Origin of the sequence: Paraglaciecola sp. 25GB23A (assembly GCF_040012495.1) — a bacterium.
GTDB lineage: Bacteria > Pseudomonadota > Gammaproteobacteria > Enterobacterales > Alteromonadaceae > Paraglaciecola.
Genome location: NZ_JBDYKM010000002.1, coordinates 258,194 through 273,346 on the forward strand (window position 1 = coordinate 258,194; position 15,153 = coordinate 273,346).

Consider the following 15,153-nt stretch of genomic DNA (forward strand, 5'->3'; position numbering starts at 1 on the left):
TGCCTAAGTTGCTTTAATTGACAACAATTGTCGGCTGTTTAAACCAAAGTCTCCAGTTTGTTATCCATGCAAAATAATCCACTCAAAGCGCTTTTTCCTCAACTTGTCGGGGCAAGGCCACTGATCTATTTAGACAGCGCTGCCACAAGTCACAAACCACTGAGCGTAATTGAGCGGACTAATCAGTATTACTCTAATGAAAATGCCAATGTGCACCGTTCTAGCCATACACTTGCCGCTCAAACTACCGCAAAATTTGAAGCCGTACGTCAGCAAGTTCAGCATTTTATTGGTGCAAAAAGTGACAGAGAAATTATTTGGACCAAAGGCGCCACTGAAAGTATTAATTTAGTCGCAAATTGTTTAAGCACTCAACATCTGCAGACCGGGCAAAAAATACTGCTTTCGGCTTTGGAACATCACGCTAACTTGGTGCCATGGCAACAAATGGCGCAGCGCTTTGCTTTGCAAATACGCATTATGCCGGTAGATGATAAAGGGTGTTTGTTAATTGAACAGGCTTTGCAGTTAATTGATAGTCAAACCGCGTTAGTGGCAGTAACACATGTTTCCAATACCTTAGGTAACATTAATCCCATCGAGCTTATTATTAAAAAGGCAAAAGCCCTCGGCGCAATGACTCTTATCGATGGAGCCCAAGCTATCAGTCATTTGAAGGTTGATGTGCAGGCATTAGATTGTGATTTTTATGTATTTAGCGCTCACAAAATGTATGGTCCTACCGGTATTGGCGTATTGTATGGCAAACAAGTCTTACTTGAATCAATGTCACCTTACCAATACGGCGGGGAAATGATCCAGCAAGTAGGGTATTTTGACTCAACTTTTCAAGGACTACCCTATAAGTTTGAAGCGGGCACACCTAATATTGCTGGGGTATTGGGACTCGGTGCGGCAGTTGCTTTTATTGAGCAACATCGTGCATTGATTGATCAAATCGAATCTGAGCTTTATGCATATCTGCTGCAGCAATTAGCTCAGATTAAACAAGTGCAATTATGGGGTGAAACTAAAAATAGTATAGCCCTGCAGTCGATTACCCTGATAGGACTGAATATTCAAGATCTAAGCATCTTATTAAGTGAACAAAATATTGCAATCAGAACAGGGCATCACTGCACAATGCCTTTAATGCAACGATTAGGATTAGCCGGTACTCTGCGGATTTCATTGGCTTGTTACAATACGTTTGCTGATATAGATGCTTTTATGCAAGCCTTAAAAAACGCTGTGCTGCAATTAGCGCCTGATAGCGCAATTCAAGATGAGTCGAATGTGGTCGTCGCGTCAGAGCTTCGGCCGATAGTCAATATTTTGCCTTTAGCGCAAAAAATTAAAGCGGCCCAAGGATGGGATAGTGTATATCGAGAAATTATGATGGCCGGAAAAGAGCTGAACCGCTTACCTGTGCATTTGCAAGTGGCTGAATATGAAGTCAATGGCTGCGAGAGCCAAGTATGGCTTAACTGTGAAGTCAAAGAGCAGCACCTTCATTTACAAGGTGATTCACCGAGTAAAATCGTACGAGGTTTATTGGCTATTATATTTGAAGTGCTGCAAGGACAAAAGGTGGAAAGTATTGCCGTTTTTGATATGGCCGCGTATTTACATCAATTGGGTTTATCTCGTCACTTAAGTTCTTCAAGAGGCAATGGCTTACTCGCCGTGGTTCAGTTTATTAAACTTCAATGTGAGTTGGCCTGTGCAAAAAACTAATTGTCATTATACCTTGATGGCCCTGCAGTAAAATCAACACATTAAATTATATTAAAAAATATTTAAAAATAATTGTTCAATTAGTATGCGATTTCTAAAATTACTCCGTAGTATCGCCTCCATTGAGAAAGCAAACCCCTTTATTAAGATCTACGGAGTAAATATTATGAACAACATCGAAATGATTAAAGAAAAAGCTGCATCTGCTGAAGTTTTAGCTCGCAAAGTATGGTTAGCCGGTTTAGGTGCTTACGGTAAAGGCTTCGAAGAAGCAAAAAGTCGTTTTGAAACCCTTTCTACTGACTCAAACAAAATGTTTGCTGATTTAGTTGTAAAAGGCGAAAAGCTTGAAACCGAAGGTAAGAGCAAGTTCACTGAAGCCAAAACTAAGCTTGTTGCTAAAACTGACCTTGACCACCGTGTTGAAGCAGTGCGCGCTAAACTTGGTTTAGACAGCTCTGATACTGATGCAAAAATTGAAGAATTAAGCGCTAAAATCGACGCATTGACTGCTGCGGTTGCTAAATTAGCCAAGTAATTTTATCACCTGCCCACAGGTGAAGTTCTAAAAAAGAGTGCCAATTGGGCACTCTTTTTTTTTGCTTGAATAAAAGGTGATTATGAGCAATTTAGCAACGAGGTTGAAACGTTTTGTTAATTATACTGATCGTATTGTTTATTAGTGAACTAACTAGTTTTTAAAATTGATATCACGACTTGAATTAACTTATCGCGCTAAAAGCAAATAATCAGCTATGGATCAAACTCCATTAAATGACTGATTTTACCTCAATCATTTATTCATTTGGTTGGGGACTAATGTTTTCTATGTTTTGTCTCCCGCCAGCAGAACACACTCTAATCAAGTTTCAAACCCTCATTCAATTGATGAAGAGTGAAGTATCAGTTTGATGAAGCGATGCACACATTACACCGCGGTCGCTTATAGTTGGACACAAACTAGTATGAAGGCCAAAGGGCAGGTGTTACTTCTGATATTTGACTCTGTACTTAAATAAATTTGTTGAGCAGTATTGCTGAATCTTCGATACCATTAATTATTCAACAATTTTAATGAGCGTCAATTCATGTACCAATTCCACGTTGTTCGCAGTGTACTTTTCTGCCTAATCTTATTTTTATGCTGGGCTCCAGCTCAAGCCAAACCCATTGAAGTGAAAGTATTTATCGCTGCAATGTTCGAAATTGGAAAAAATTCAGGTGATAAGGCGGGTGAATTTCAATTTTGGTATGAACGCTATTTTTTGCACAGTGAGGCCATTCACGTCGCTGGCGCACTTAACCCGGTTTATTGTAATGATAATGGGGTGTGCGGTGCTGTACTTGGCATGGGTAAAGTTGGCTCATCTTCATCTTTACAAGCCATATTACTAAATGAAAAATTAGACCTGAGTCACACTTACTTCGTGATCAGCGGTGTGGGCGGCACACCACCATCGAAAGGCACAATTGGCGATGTCAGTTGGGGCTCATGGTTAGTCGATTATGACCTTGGCCATCGTTGGAAACCAGAGGAAGGGGGCGAAGGCCAGCCCACATTCATGCCACGTAAAGGTTATGAAGACATTAGACGTTACCAGGTTAATCCTTTATTGTTAAAGTGGTGTTTAGCCTTGAGCCAAGGGCTACAACTAAAAGACTCTCCCGCTGCTAAGGCTTATAGAATGCGCTATCCTCAAGCCGCTGCACGTCGTTCACCTTCAGTGAATAAGGGAACACATATGACGGGAGATACTTTTTTCCACGGACCTGGTTTATCACAAGAAGCGCAGTACATCGCCTCATCCTATGGTGCCGATGATTATGTGATAACAGAGATGGAAGTGACGGCTATTGCCCAAGTAATGAGTCGTACAGTGGGCACACAACGTTTAATGAGCTTACGTGGTGCAGTAAATTTTGATCAAGGTAATCCAAATGAAACAACCTTAGCCCACTTAGATCCAGCGCCCGGCCAAACTGCAGGAGGCTTTGCTGAAACAGTAGAAAATATCGTAATAGTGGGAGCGAAAGTAGTGGATCATATTGTGCAAAATTGGGATGTATGGCAACAAGACATACCATCTAGAAACAAATAGATAGCTGTCTTGTATGCATTTCCTGACTTATAGCCAGAAAGTAAGCTTATGCCTGAGGTTTACGCTGAGGACGCTGTGAACGTTTTGCTTGATGTCCAGTGCGGTTTTCACCTGAGCGCTGGCCATCACGATGATCCGGCTTAGGTTTTTTGGGTTTGTTTGCCTTGATGGGCCGTGTATCTAAACGTGATTCAGGGAGAGCATTGGACGGTTCAAAACCTTTGACAGTCTTACGTTGTATCACCTGTTTGATCAGACGCTCAATATCAGCTAAAAAGCTAAATTCGTCACTGGCAACAAAGGAAATAGCCTGTCCTGAAGCACCCGCACGACCGGTTCTACCGATACGATGAACGTAATCTTCCGGTACATTGGGTAAGTCGTAATTTACCACTTGGGGTAATTGGTCAATATCTAAACCTCGTGCGGCGATATCAGTAGCAACTAATGCTTTGACTTTACCCTGTTTAAAATCTGCGAGGGCTTTGGTTCGCGCACCTTGACTTTTATTGCCGTGGATAGCGGCGGCTGGAATATTCTTCGCTTCTAATTGCTTAACAATGCGATTGGCGCCATGTTTGGTGCGACTAAAAACTAAGACTTGTTGCCAGTCTTCGTCTTTTATAAGTTTGATCAACACGGCGGTTTTTTGCGTCTTATCAACCGGATAGACCCATTGCTCTACTGAATCTACAGTAGTGTTGGCCGGAGATACGGAAATTTCAGCTGGATTATTTACCAGGCCTTTAGCTAGCTGACGAATTTCGTCAGAAAACGTTGCTGAAAACATCAGTGTTTGACGTTTGACAGGCAACAATTTAATAATCTTCTTGATGTCGTGAATAAAGCCCATGTCGAGCATTCTATCCGCTTCATCCAAGACCAAAATTTCCAGTTGATTAAAACGCACGGCATTTTGGTTATACAAATCTAATAATCGGCCAGGTGTTGCTACCAATACATCTACCCCTTTACGGAGTTTTAGCATTTGCGGGTTAATGCCCACACCGCCAAAGACGACTGCAGAACGCAAGGGTAAATCTTTACCATAGGCTGCTACGCTCTCACCTACCTGGGCTGCTAACTCGCGGGTGGGCGTTAGTATCAAAGCTCTTGCTTGATTAACCCCAGCTGGTTTGCCTTTGGCTAGTAGTTCAAGGATGGGTAAGGTGAATCCTGCAGTTTTACCTGTGCCTGTTTGGGCTGCGGCCATTACGTCTCGCCCTGCTAATACGGCAGGAATCGCTTGAAGTTGGATAGGAGAGGGAGTGTCGTAACCTTTAGCCAATACGGCAGAAAGTATTTTTGGGGATAGGCCTAGTTCGGCAAAACTCATAGGAGGATCTCAGTGTTAATTTACATTGAAACAAGAGGCTAAATTTTAGCATTTTGTTAAAGAGGGTGGTTGACTTTATATAACTAAAAAGCAAACCAAGAAATTGGAAAAATTTAAAAGCCGCAAATGCTTAAACATTTGCGGCTTTTATTATATTGAATATCTATTGTTCAGAGTTAGGACGAGTAGCTGGTGCAGTCGCACTCATTGAGGCGCTTTTAAAGCCTGCTGTCTTTCCTGATACTTTGATAGCAGGTCTAGCATCATTCGCTAAAGCCTTGATATTGAGTTCAGTAAAACCTTCATCAATAGATACCGGTCTCGCCATCGGGGCTGAAGCCGCTTTTTTAACATTGCTGATGTCTTTTGCTTTGACTGCAACAGAAGGTTTCGCCTCTGTTGGTAAAACAGGAGCCGTTGTTGCAGGTGCTTCAACTGTGTCAGTCTGTGTTGTTACTTGCGCTTGTTCAGCAGCTACGGCCACTTTTGGCGCTTCACTTACCACGTTAGTTTCTTCAACAGCAGCCACTTTAGCATTGGACTCTGCTACTGGACTTTCAGTCACAACCGCATCGGCAACTTTTTCTTTAGCTTCAACTATAGCTGCTGGTTTAGAGGCATTTTTCTCTTCTGAGACTTCCGCGGTAACCAGTGGGGCAGACGATTGCGCTTTTTCTGCGACCACTTCGGCTTGAGTTGGTGCATCAAATTGCAGTTCATCTTGCACAACGCCATCACCTGATTTTACTTCAGCATCGGCTTTCTCATCATTGTCTTTACGACGTTTTTGACCTGCAGCGCGGATATGACGGGGAGAACGACGACTGCGCGCACGAGCCGTATTTTCGTCTGTAGTAGCTTGTTGTTCACCTGATTCAGATGCTGGTGCTTGAGTCGCATCTTTGTTTTGCTCAGTTGCCTGCTCATTATTGACTTGAACCGACGCTTCAGCTTTTACTTCAGAGCTTGGCGCTGTATTGCTTACAACAGAGGATTCAAGCGTTTTATCATTGACCTGTTGTTCAACAACCTTGGCTTCGACAGTATTTTTAGCGCTAACTTTATTTTCATCGCTCGGAGCTTGAGCTACGACTGTATTGCTAGCATCAGTGTTGGTATTCTCTTTATCTGCATCAACGCGCACAGTACGACGCGTATCTCTGCGTTTACGACGCTCTGCTACGCGTTCAGTTTTCTTGGGTGCTGGGGCAGCAGGCTTAGTATCGACCTGTTTTTCAACAGGTAATTCTGTAGTCGCAGCGGCGGTCTCTTCGCGACGTGGCTTATTGCGCTTATCATCGCGACGAGGTTTACGCTCATTGCGAGTATTGTTTTGTTCAGTCCCAGTACTTCCTGCAGTGGCGGTATTGTCAGTGCGTTCTTTACGCTCAAAAGATTTGCCAGTTTTGTTATTTCTGTCATTTCTATTGTTACGTGTATTACGCTGACCTCTGTCCTGATTTCGAGTATGAGTTTCTTTTTTGGGAACTTCAGTTTGCTTCGGTTCAGGTGAGCTGAATAAACCACCTAACCACGCACTTATTTTACCAAGTAAAGACTGATTTGCAGCGACGTCTGTGGCTGTCACAGTCGGTGTAGGTACATTCGCTGGTTTATCTGGTGATACCAAACTATCTAGGGCCGGTTGTTCACGGGTAACAGGGGCTGCGACGGTACGATCTGCAATGGTTTCTTCTACTTCAACCAGGGGCAAGTTATAACTCATTTCTTGCAGCACATCATCTGGGCGACGACGCACTAGGTTGTAGTGAGGCGTTTCTAATTTTGGATTAGGAATAATAATTAACTGCACGCCATGACGCTTTTCAATGCTAGCGACTGAACGACGTTTTTCATTTAATAAATAGGTGGCAACGTTAACCGGCAATTGTGCTTCAATTTGACCGGTATTGTCTTTGATACTCTCTTCTTCCATGATGCGAAGAACAGATAAAGCCAGAGATTCCGTGCCCCGAACCGTGCCGTGACCAGAACAGCGCGGACAGACGTTGTGTGCTGAATCACCTAATGAAGGACGCAGACGCTGGCGAGACATTTCCATTAAACCAAAACGTGAGATTCGGCCTAATTGCACACGAGCCCGATCATGTTTAACAGCATCTTTTAGACGGTTTTCTACTTCCCGTTGGTGACGAATGGGGGTCATATCGATGAAATCGATAACCACTAAGCCACCTAAGTCACGCAAGCGCAACTGTCTGGCAACTTCATCAGCCGCTTCAAGGTTAGTATTAAACGCGGTTTCTTCAATATCACTGCCTTTAGTGGCGCGGGCAGAGTTAACATCAATAGAGGTTAGGGCTTCTGTAGGATCTATAACAACAGAGCCACCAGAAGGCAGACGCACTTCACGTTGAAAGGCTGATTCTATCTGGCTTTCTATCTGATAATGGCTAAACAACGGTACTTCACCGCGATAAAGTTTTACGCGGTTAACAAAATCAGGACGCATCTGTTGAACATGTTTTAACGCACGTTCATATACTTCTACCTGATCAATCAGGATTTCACCAATGTCACGACGCAAGTAATCACGCAGGGCGCGAACTACCACATCACTTTCTTGGTGGATCAAAAATGGTGCTGGACGAGACTCAGCAATTTCTTTGATACGTGACCAGCCAGAGACTAGATAATCTAGGTCATAAGCCAGTTCTTCAGGTGATTTTCCTACTCCGGCAGTTCGAACAATTAAGCCCATGCCATCAGGCAATTCCAAGCCATTTAGTGCGTCTTTTAAGTCAGTACGTTCGTCGCCTTCGATACGGCGTGAAATACCGCCAGCTCTTGGATTATTAGGCATTAATACTAAATAGCTACCAGCCAAACTAATAAAGGTAGTTAACGCTGCGCCTTTTTGGCCGCGCTCTTCTTTATCGATTTGAACAATGACTTGATGGCCTTCTTTGATGACATCTTTAATATTAGGACGGCCGTCAAATTTGTAACCTTGGGGGAAGTATTCACGGGCGATTTCTTTGAGAGGTAAAAAACCGTGGCGGTCAGCACCATAATCGACAAAAGCCGCTTCTAAGCTAGGCTCGACGCGGGTAATAGTACCTTTATAGATATTGGATTTTTTTTGTTCATGACCTGGGCTTTCGATATCCAAATCATATAATTTTTGTCCATCTACAAGTGCAACGCGCAGCTCTTCTTGCTGAGTTGCATTGATTAACATTCTTTTCATTCTTGTTTGCTCGGTAAAGTACCGACCGCTCTAGATGAAAGATTTGCAGGGTGATGTGACAATTATATTATGCAGCCTCACGACTGTATGCTTATTTTAAGTTTTTTAATCGCTTAAGTGTCTCAGTCATTATTTAGTAATGCTTTGTTATTTAACACTTTTACCCAAATTCTTAGCGTGGGCATTAGACGCAGCGAGTTATCCAAGTTGTTTTTAGCTATTCTTAAAACTTTCAAGCATTCGAACCAACTTACTTGTGGTATTCGGTTGGACTCAGATGCCTTGTCAATTCATTTACATTCTTTACATCTTTGTGGCGATCGATAGTTAAATTAAATCGCTGATGTCTTGGTTCTGTTTAATCACACTGTTGAAAAGTGACTCACTTCACAGTTGGCATGTCTTGCTTATATACGACGAAAGGTCGTTTTGCTCACAGAACAGGTTAATACATCTGTTTGTTTTTAATATTACTTCGTGCTTAAAAACGGGCGCATTATCACACTAAAGGGTTTAAACTAGCAAGTTATTAAAACGGTAAGCGCAACAATAGTCATTCCAACTAAAATAGCAGGCGTATGAGCGACGAAACATTTTTGAAAGTACAATTTATTACTATTGAACCAGAGCTAGAAGGGCAACGGATTGATAATTTTTTACGCACACTGTTAAAAGGTGTGCCCAAAAGCCTTATATATCGGATTTTACGTAAAGGTGAAATTCGCGTTAATAAAAAGCGGGTAAAGCCTGAATATAAGCTTTTGGCTAATGATGAACTGCGTATCCCACCGATAAGGGTGTCTGAGCCCAGTGAGTTACCTTCAACTAAATTGGATAAAGTAGCCAGTCTTGAAAATCATATTCTATTTGAAGATGAGTGGATAATTGTGTTGAACAAACCCACGGGTACGGCAGTGCATGGTGGCAGTGGCTTGAGTTTTGGTGTAATAGAAGCATTGCGTGCTCTGCGCCCTGCGCAAAAGTTTTTAGAATTGGTGCATCGTTTAGACCGAGACACCTCGGGGTGTTTATTGATTGCTAAAAAGCGGTCAGCGCTTAAAAGCTTGCACGAACAACTTCGAGAAAAACAAGTTGATAAACGTTATCAAGCCTTAGTTAGCGGCAATTGGCCTGATAACCGCTTTAAAGTAAAAGCCCCATTAATCAAAAATGTGCTTAAATCCGGTGAGCGAATGGTGTCGGTCAACGAAGTAGAAGGGAAAGCGTCAGAAACGCGTTTTCGTATATTAAATAATTATCGTGATGCGACCTTAGTTGAGGCTTCGCCAATTACCGGTCGTACCCACCAAATTAGGGTGCATTGTTTACATGCAGGGCATGCCATCGCTTGTGACGACAAATATGGCGACAATAATTTTGACAGCAGAATGCAACGTTTGGGCTTAACACGTTTATTTTTGCATGCTTATTCGCTTTCCTTTATTCACCCTAATTCAAATGAACGAGTGAGCTTTCAAGCGCCCTTGGACAACGCATTAAAAAATGCTTTGAATAAGTTAGAAAAAGAAAGCGCATAAACTTTTTGGTTTGGAGTAGATCCCTCTACCTTTATTAGTAGGGGGATTTTTCATCTACTTGCATAAAGTCGAAAATGTCTATTCCCCAGTTAGCAAATAGTTCTACGAGGGCAATTAATGGCAGACCGACTAAAGTATTAGGATCGCGGCCCTCGAGTTTATCAAACAAAGCAATACCCAATCCCTCACTTTTGAAACTACCTGCGCAGTCAAAGGGTTTTTCAATCATCAAGTAACGATGAATTTGTTTGTCACTGAGATGTTTAAAGCTAACATTGAATTTTTCTACAATGGTTTGCTGTTGTTGGGTCGCCGCATCTAATAAACACAGACCTGTATAAAATGTTACTTTTTGACCACTTAATTTTTTTAATTGCAGTACGGCTGCATCAAAACTACCTGGTTTACCTAATACCTCCCCATTACACATTGCCAACTGGTCAGAGCCAATAATATAGGCATCTTCTTCACAACCTCCCAGAGCCATGGCTTTTAGCGAAGCAAGGCGTGCGACTTGAGCCTCAACTTTTTCTTTAGCGATGGGGCTTTCATCTATATCCGGTGATTGACATATAAAAGGTAGGGATAATTTTGCCAGTAATGTAGCCCGGTAAGGTGAACTTGATGCTAGAATGATTTTCATAATGAAGAAAGTTGTAAAGCTATAGTATTAGTTGACACATAAAAGCATATTTATAGTGGTTCTTATACTGTTTTTAATACATTTTCTTTGACTAAAGGCCTTTGACTCTATAAGATGCGCGCGCTATGCAAAAAGTGAAACTGCCGAAACAGGTAGACCCAATCAAAAGTGCTAATAAACGTTCCGAGTATCGGGGCGTCATGTTGACTGTTGATATGGCTAGATTGTGTGAAACAGTTGCTGGTATTGACGATGAAGTGGACATTGAAGTTAAGTTTAAAAAAGACGAGCAGGGTCTTACTTACTTTGAGGGACACATGTCATGTGCCGCATCACTTTTGTGTCAAAGATGTTACAACGTCTTTGCTCATCAAATAAACGTATCTTTTTGCTTCAGTCCAGTGCAGGGTACTGATAAAGAAGATATAGATGAGTTACCGGACGCTTACGAACCGGTTGAGGTCAATGACCATGGAGAAATCAACTTACTTCAATGTCTTGAGGATGAGCTGATATTATCTTTGCCTATTGTAGCCCTTCATGCAGAGGAGGATTGCAGTGTTAAAGCGGATAGTATGAGTTTTGGAGTAATTGAACCGGCCGATGAGCGCCCAAACCCGTTCGCGGTTTTGAAAGAACTTAAGCGAGACTAGGAGCAAGCAATGGCTGTACAAAAAAGTAAAAAATCCCGTTCAAAGCGTGGTATGCGTCGTTCACATGATGCATTAGGTACCACTACTTTGTCAGTAGATTCAACGTCAGGTGAGACGCATGTTCGTCATCACGTGACTGCTGATGGTTACTATAAAGGCAAAAAAGTTCTTTCTCTTTAGTTTTAAAGAGTATTGACTTTGAGTCGTCTAACCTTAGCGTTAGATATCATGGGGGGCGATTTCGGCCCCCATATTATTTTGCCCGCCGCATTAAATTCTTTATTAGAAAATCCAAATTTACACCTCATTTTATGTGGTCCTATTGAGCTGTTAGAAGCTTGGTATGACAAACAAACACCCGATATCCAAAGCCGTTCACAATTGTCTGATTGTCAACAAGTTGTTGCCATGGATGAAGCGCCCATTGCTGCGCTGAGAAATAAAAAAGATTCATCGATGCGCCGTATGCTGAATTTGGTTGAGCAAGGTCAAGCTGATGGTTGTGTTAGTGCCGGTAATACGGGGGCCTTATTGGCTATGGCCTATCATGTGCTCAAAATGTTACCCGGGGTTCATCGTCCAGCGCTGATTTCGTTAATGCCCACTGTGGATAACGGTAAAGTTTATTTGCTTGATTTAGGGGCAAATGTCGATTGTGACTCTGAAGTCCTGTTTCAATATGCAGTGATGGGCTCGGTATTAGCCGAATTGGTGGGTAAACTAGACAAACCCAAAGTAGGATTGTTAAACGTCGGGTCAGAGCAGAATAAAGGCAATGAGCGAGTAAAGAGCACGGCAAAAATGTTGCGTGAAAGCTCTAGTATTCACTATATAGGCTATGTAGAGGGTAATGATATTTTTAGCCAAAAAGCTGATGTCATTGTCACAGACGGCTTTGCAGGCAATATTGCCCTTAAATCTTGTGAAGGCTTAACTAAGTTAGTCATTAACGAAGTAAAAAAAGCCTCTAATCAGAACTGGTTAAATCGAATTTTAGCTAAAATTGCCCTTCCTTTACTGCGGAATATCTATTTGCGGATGAACCCCGACCAGTATAACGGCGCGAGTCTGATAGGATTGCGCGGGATTGTGGTTAAGAGCCACGGTAATGCCTCGTCTGAGGCTTTTTTATATGCTATTCGACAAGCAGTCAAAGAAGTCTCTATGCAGGTTCCGACAAGAATAAAAGATAAAATAGAAGCTGTCTTAAGGGAGCGCCACTAATACATGAATTCAAGAATAATTGGCACGGGTAGTTATTATCCAAGTGAAATACGTACTAATGCCGACTTGGCAACAATGGTTGATACCTCTGATGACTGGATTACCGATCGTACAGGTATTAAAGAGCGAAGAATTATAGGGGCAAATGAAACGGCTGCCACTATGGGTGTAGAAGCGAGTAAAAAAGCCATAGAAGCGGCTAACATCGATCCTAAATCCATTGATATGATCGTTTGTGCCACTACCAGTGGCCGATATGCTCTGCCTAGTACTGCCTGTGAAATTCAAAAGGCACTGGAATTAAATGGCATACCAGCCTTTGATGTGGCAGCAGCTTGTGCAGGCTATTGTTATGCCTTGAGTGTGGCTGATCAATACATAAAGACAGGCATGGTAAAAAGAGTGTTGGTTATTGGCACAGATTGCTTAAGCCGCTTAATTAATCCGGAAGACCGTACCATGGTCATCCTGTTTGGTGATGCAGCAGGTGCAACCATCATCGAGGCCAGTGAAGAGCCAGGAATCCTTTCCACGCATATTAATGCTGCGGGCTCTTATGGCGATTTATTGACCATAGGTAATCCAACTCATGGTGATGAACTATCTGTCCATCAAAATTGGGGCTCGATGAAAGGTAACGAGGTCTTTAAGGTCGCCGTGACTAAATTAAGCGAGATTGTTGAACAAACATTGGCCGCCAATAATATGCAGAAATCTGATTTAGATTGGTTAGTGCCGCATCAAGCCAATTTTAGAATTATTAAAGCGACAGCCAAAAAGTTGGAAATGTCCTTAGATCAAGTGGTTTTGACTTTAGAGAAATATGGTAATACTTCAGCAGCAACGGTACCTACCGCCTTAGATACTGCTATACGTGATGGACGCATACAACGCGGTCAAACTTTATTATTAGAAGCTTTCGGCGGCGGTTTTGCCTGGGCATCAGCTTTAGTCCGTTATTAATTTTTTATCCGAGATATTTATATGAGTAAACAAGCGTGGGTTTTCCCTGGTCAGGGATCACAGACATTAGGCATGTTAAGTGACCTAGTGACTGAGTATCCTTCAATATTGAATGTATTTGCTGAGGCCAGTGAGGTCTTAGGTTATGACTTGTGGCAAGTTGTACAACAAGACGAAAATAAGCTTAATCAAACGCACATAACTCAACCTGCTTTATTAGCGGCTAGTTATTCTTTATTTAAGGTATTAACTGAGAGTGGCAGAGCCTTACCTGATTATATGGCCGGACATTCTCTTGGTGAGTATTCCGCCTTAGTTTGTGCAGGCGTTATTAAATTTACTGATGCGATTAAATTGGTTGAAGCTAGAGGGCAATTTATGCAGCAAGCGGTGCCTGCAGGTACCGGTGCGATGTATGCCATCATTGGTTTAGACGATGACAAAGTGATTCACAGCTGTGATAAAGCACAGACTGAGACCAATGAAGTGGTTTCGGCTGTGAACTTTAATTCACCAGGGCAAGTTGTCATCGCAGGCACGACTCTGGCTGCTAAGGTCGCTGCTGACTATTGTAAAGAGAATGGCGCAAAACGCGCTCTTCCTTTATCAGTGAGCGTCCCGTCGCACTGTGCTTTGATGCAACCCGCGGCTGAAAAATTACAAGAATTATTGCACAATATTGAGTTCTCTATTGCCCAAATCCCAGTGATCAATAATGTAGACGTGACCATTGAAACTGAGCCAAATGCAATTAAATTAGCTTTAGTGAAACAGCTTTACAGTCCGGTCAGATGGACTGAGACCGTTGTAGATTTAGCCGATAAGGGCGTAACGAGTTTATTCGAAATTGGCCCAGGTAAAGTATTAACAGGTTTAGCCAAACGTATCGATAAACGCGTTAGTTGTGAAGCGCTAAATTCCCCCGAGTCTATTGCCAATAACGCTTAAAGTTTAGGATTAAAAAAGAGAAATTTATGTCAAATTTAAATGGAAAAGTAGCCTTGGTAACCGGCGCAAGCCGAGGAATTGGTAAAGCTATTGCTGAGAAATTAGCCAGCCAAGGTGCCACTGTTATTGGTACCGCCACATCACAAAATGGGGCCGATGCGATTGGTCAATATCTTGGCGATAATGGCGTAGGTAAGGTACTTAATGTGGCTGATGCAGCTTCGATACAATCTTTATTAGATGAGATCAATCAAGACCACGGTGGCATTGATATTCTTATTAACAATGCAGGTATTACCCGCGATAATCTATTGCTGCGGATGAAAGATGAAGAGTGGCAAGATATTATGGATACCAATTTGACCGCCATATTTAAATTATCAAAAGCAGTGTTGCGTGGCATGATGAAAAAACGCTTTGGTCGCATAATCAATGTTGGTTCAGTAGTGGGTAGTACTGGTAATGCCGGTCAAGCTAATTATGCCGCGGCTAAAGCGGGGGTTATCGGTTTTAGTAAGTCTATGGCACGAGAAGTCGCGTCTAGAGGCATCACGGTCAATGTGGTGGCTCCTGGGTTTATTGATACTGATATGACAAAGTCTTTAAATGACGAGCAAAAATCAACTATTTTGCGCGATATACCTGCAAATCGTTTGGGTTTACCAGAAGAAATTGCAGCGGCAGTGGTATTTTTAGCCAGTAATGAAGCTGGTTATATCACTGGCGAAACCTTGCATGTCAACGGTGGCATGCATATGTGTTAAATAATAGGCAGGTAGACGATATTTTGTGTGTCGGCGC

At 42.3% G+C, this 15,153-nt stretch carries 13 protein-coding genes; 10 read left to right on the forward strand and 3 right to left on the reverse strand.

The features are described from left to right. Positions 1-66: 66 nt before the first annotated feature. From ABKW31_RS06440 to ABKW31_RS06450, 3 genes are all read left to right on the forward strand, one after another. Complete coding sequence (locus ABKW31_RS06440) at positions 67-1,737, forward strand: SufS family cysteine desulfurase (RefSeq protein ID WP_348615456.1); 1,671 nt, start codon at positions 67-69, stop codon at positions 1,735-1,737. Between the two features lie 166 nt (positions 1,738-1,903). Then, positions 1,904-2,275, forward strand: coding sequence for a phasin family protein (locus ABKW31_RS06445; protein ID WP_348615457.1), 372 nt, complete (start codon positions 1,904-1,906; stop codon positions 2,273-2,275). 550 nt (positions 2,276-2,825) lie between these two features. Further along, positions 2,826-3,836, forward strand: a complete 1,011-nt coding sequence (locus ABKW31_RS06450; protein ID WP_348615458.1) for a purine nucleoside permease — start codon at positions 2,826-2,828, stop codon at positions 3,834-3,836. Positions 3,837-3,882: 46 nt separating this feature from the next. Here ABKW31_RS06450 and ABKW31_RS06455 read toward each other — a convergent pair whose 3' ends face one another. Then, positions 3,883-5,172, reverse strand: a complete 1,290-nt coding sequence (locus ABKW31_RS06455; RefSeq protein ID WP_348615459.1) for a DEAD/DEAH box helicase — start codon at positions 5,170-5,172, stop codon at positions 3,883-3,885. Positions 5,173-5,335: 163 nt separating this feature from the next. After that, positions 5,336-8,374 (reverse strand): ribonuclease E, encoded by a 3,039-nt coding sequence (gene rne / locus ABKW31_RS06460; protein WP_348615658.1) that lies wholly within the window; start codon positions 8,372-8,374, stop codon positions 5,336-5,338. A 587-nt stretch (positions 8,375-8,961) separates the two neighbouring features. On the opposite strand from rne, the gene rluC reads away from it, so the two are divergent. Further along, entirely contained in the window at positions 8,962-9,921 is a 960-nt protein-coding gene (gene rluC / locus ABKW31_RS06465; RefSeq protein WP_348615460.1) for a 23S rRNA pseudouridine(955/2504/2580) synthase RluC, read from the forward strand. 34 nt (positions 9,922-9,955) lie between these two features. Here the strand turns inward: rluC and ABKW31_RS06470 are convergent, their stop codons facing one another. Further along, on the reverse strand, positions 9,956-10,564 hold the full coding sequence (locus tag ABKW31_RS06470) for a Maf family protein (protein ID WP_348615461.1): 609 nt from the start codon (positions 10,562-10,564) through the stop codon (positions 9,956-9,958). Between the two features lie 125 nt (positions 10,565-10,689). Between ABKW31_RS06470 and yceD the strand changes: the two genes are divergently transcribed. The 6 genes from yceD to fabG are packed head-to-tail and all read left to right on the forward strand — an operon-like array spanning position 10,690 to position 15,116. Further along, positions 10,690-11,217 (forward strand): 23S rRNA accumulation protein YceD, encoded by a 528-nt coding sequence (gene yceD / locus ABKW31_RS06475; RefSeq protein ID WP_348615462.1) that lies wholly within the window; start codon positions 10,690-10,692, stop codon positions 11,215-11,217. A gap of 9 nt (positions 11,218-11,226) precedes the next feature. Further along, positions 11,227-11,397, forward strand: coding sequence for a 50S ribosomal protein L32 (rpmF, locus tag ABKW31_RS06480; protein WP_348615463.1), 171 nt, complete (start codon positions 11,227-11,229; stop codon positions 11,395-11,397). Between the two features lie 18 nt (positions 11,398-11,415). Then, positions 11,416-12,441, forward strand: coding sequence for a phosphate acyltransferase PlsX (plsX, locus tag ABKW31_RS06485; RefSeq protein WP_348615465.1), 1,026 nt, complete (start codon positions 11,416-11,418; stop codon positions 12,439-12,441). Between the two features lie 3 nt (positions 12,442-12,444). After that, a complete protein-coding gene (locus tag ABKW31_RS06490) occupies positions 12,445-13,404 on the forward strand; it encodes a beta-ketoacyl-ACP synthase III (protein WP_348615466.1) in 960 nt (319 codons plus the stop codon). Between the two features lie 21 nt (positions 13,405-13,425). After that, the gene (gene fabD, locus ABKW31_RS06495) at positions 13,426-14,352 is read left to right on the forward strand and encodes an ACP S-malonyltransferase (protein WP_348615467.1); all 927 of its coding nucleotides are present in this window, start codon (positions 13,426-13,428) and stop codon (positions 14,350-14,352) included. Positions 14,353-14,378: 26 nt separating this feature from the next. Beyond that, positions 14,379-15,116 carry a 3-oxoacyl-ACP reductase FabG gene (gene fabG, locus ABKW31_RS06500; protein WP_348615468.1) on the forward strand — a complete coding sequence of 246 codons (738 nt, stop codon included), beginning with the start codon at positions 14,379-14,381 and terminating at the stop codon, positions 15,114-15,116. Positions 15,117-15,153 lie beyond the last annotated feature (37 nt).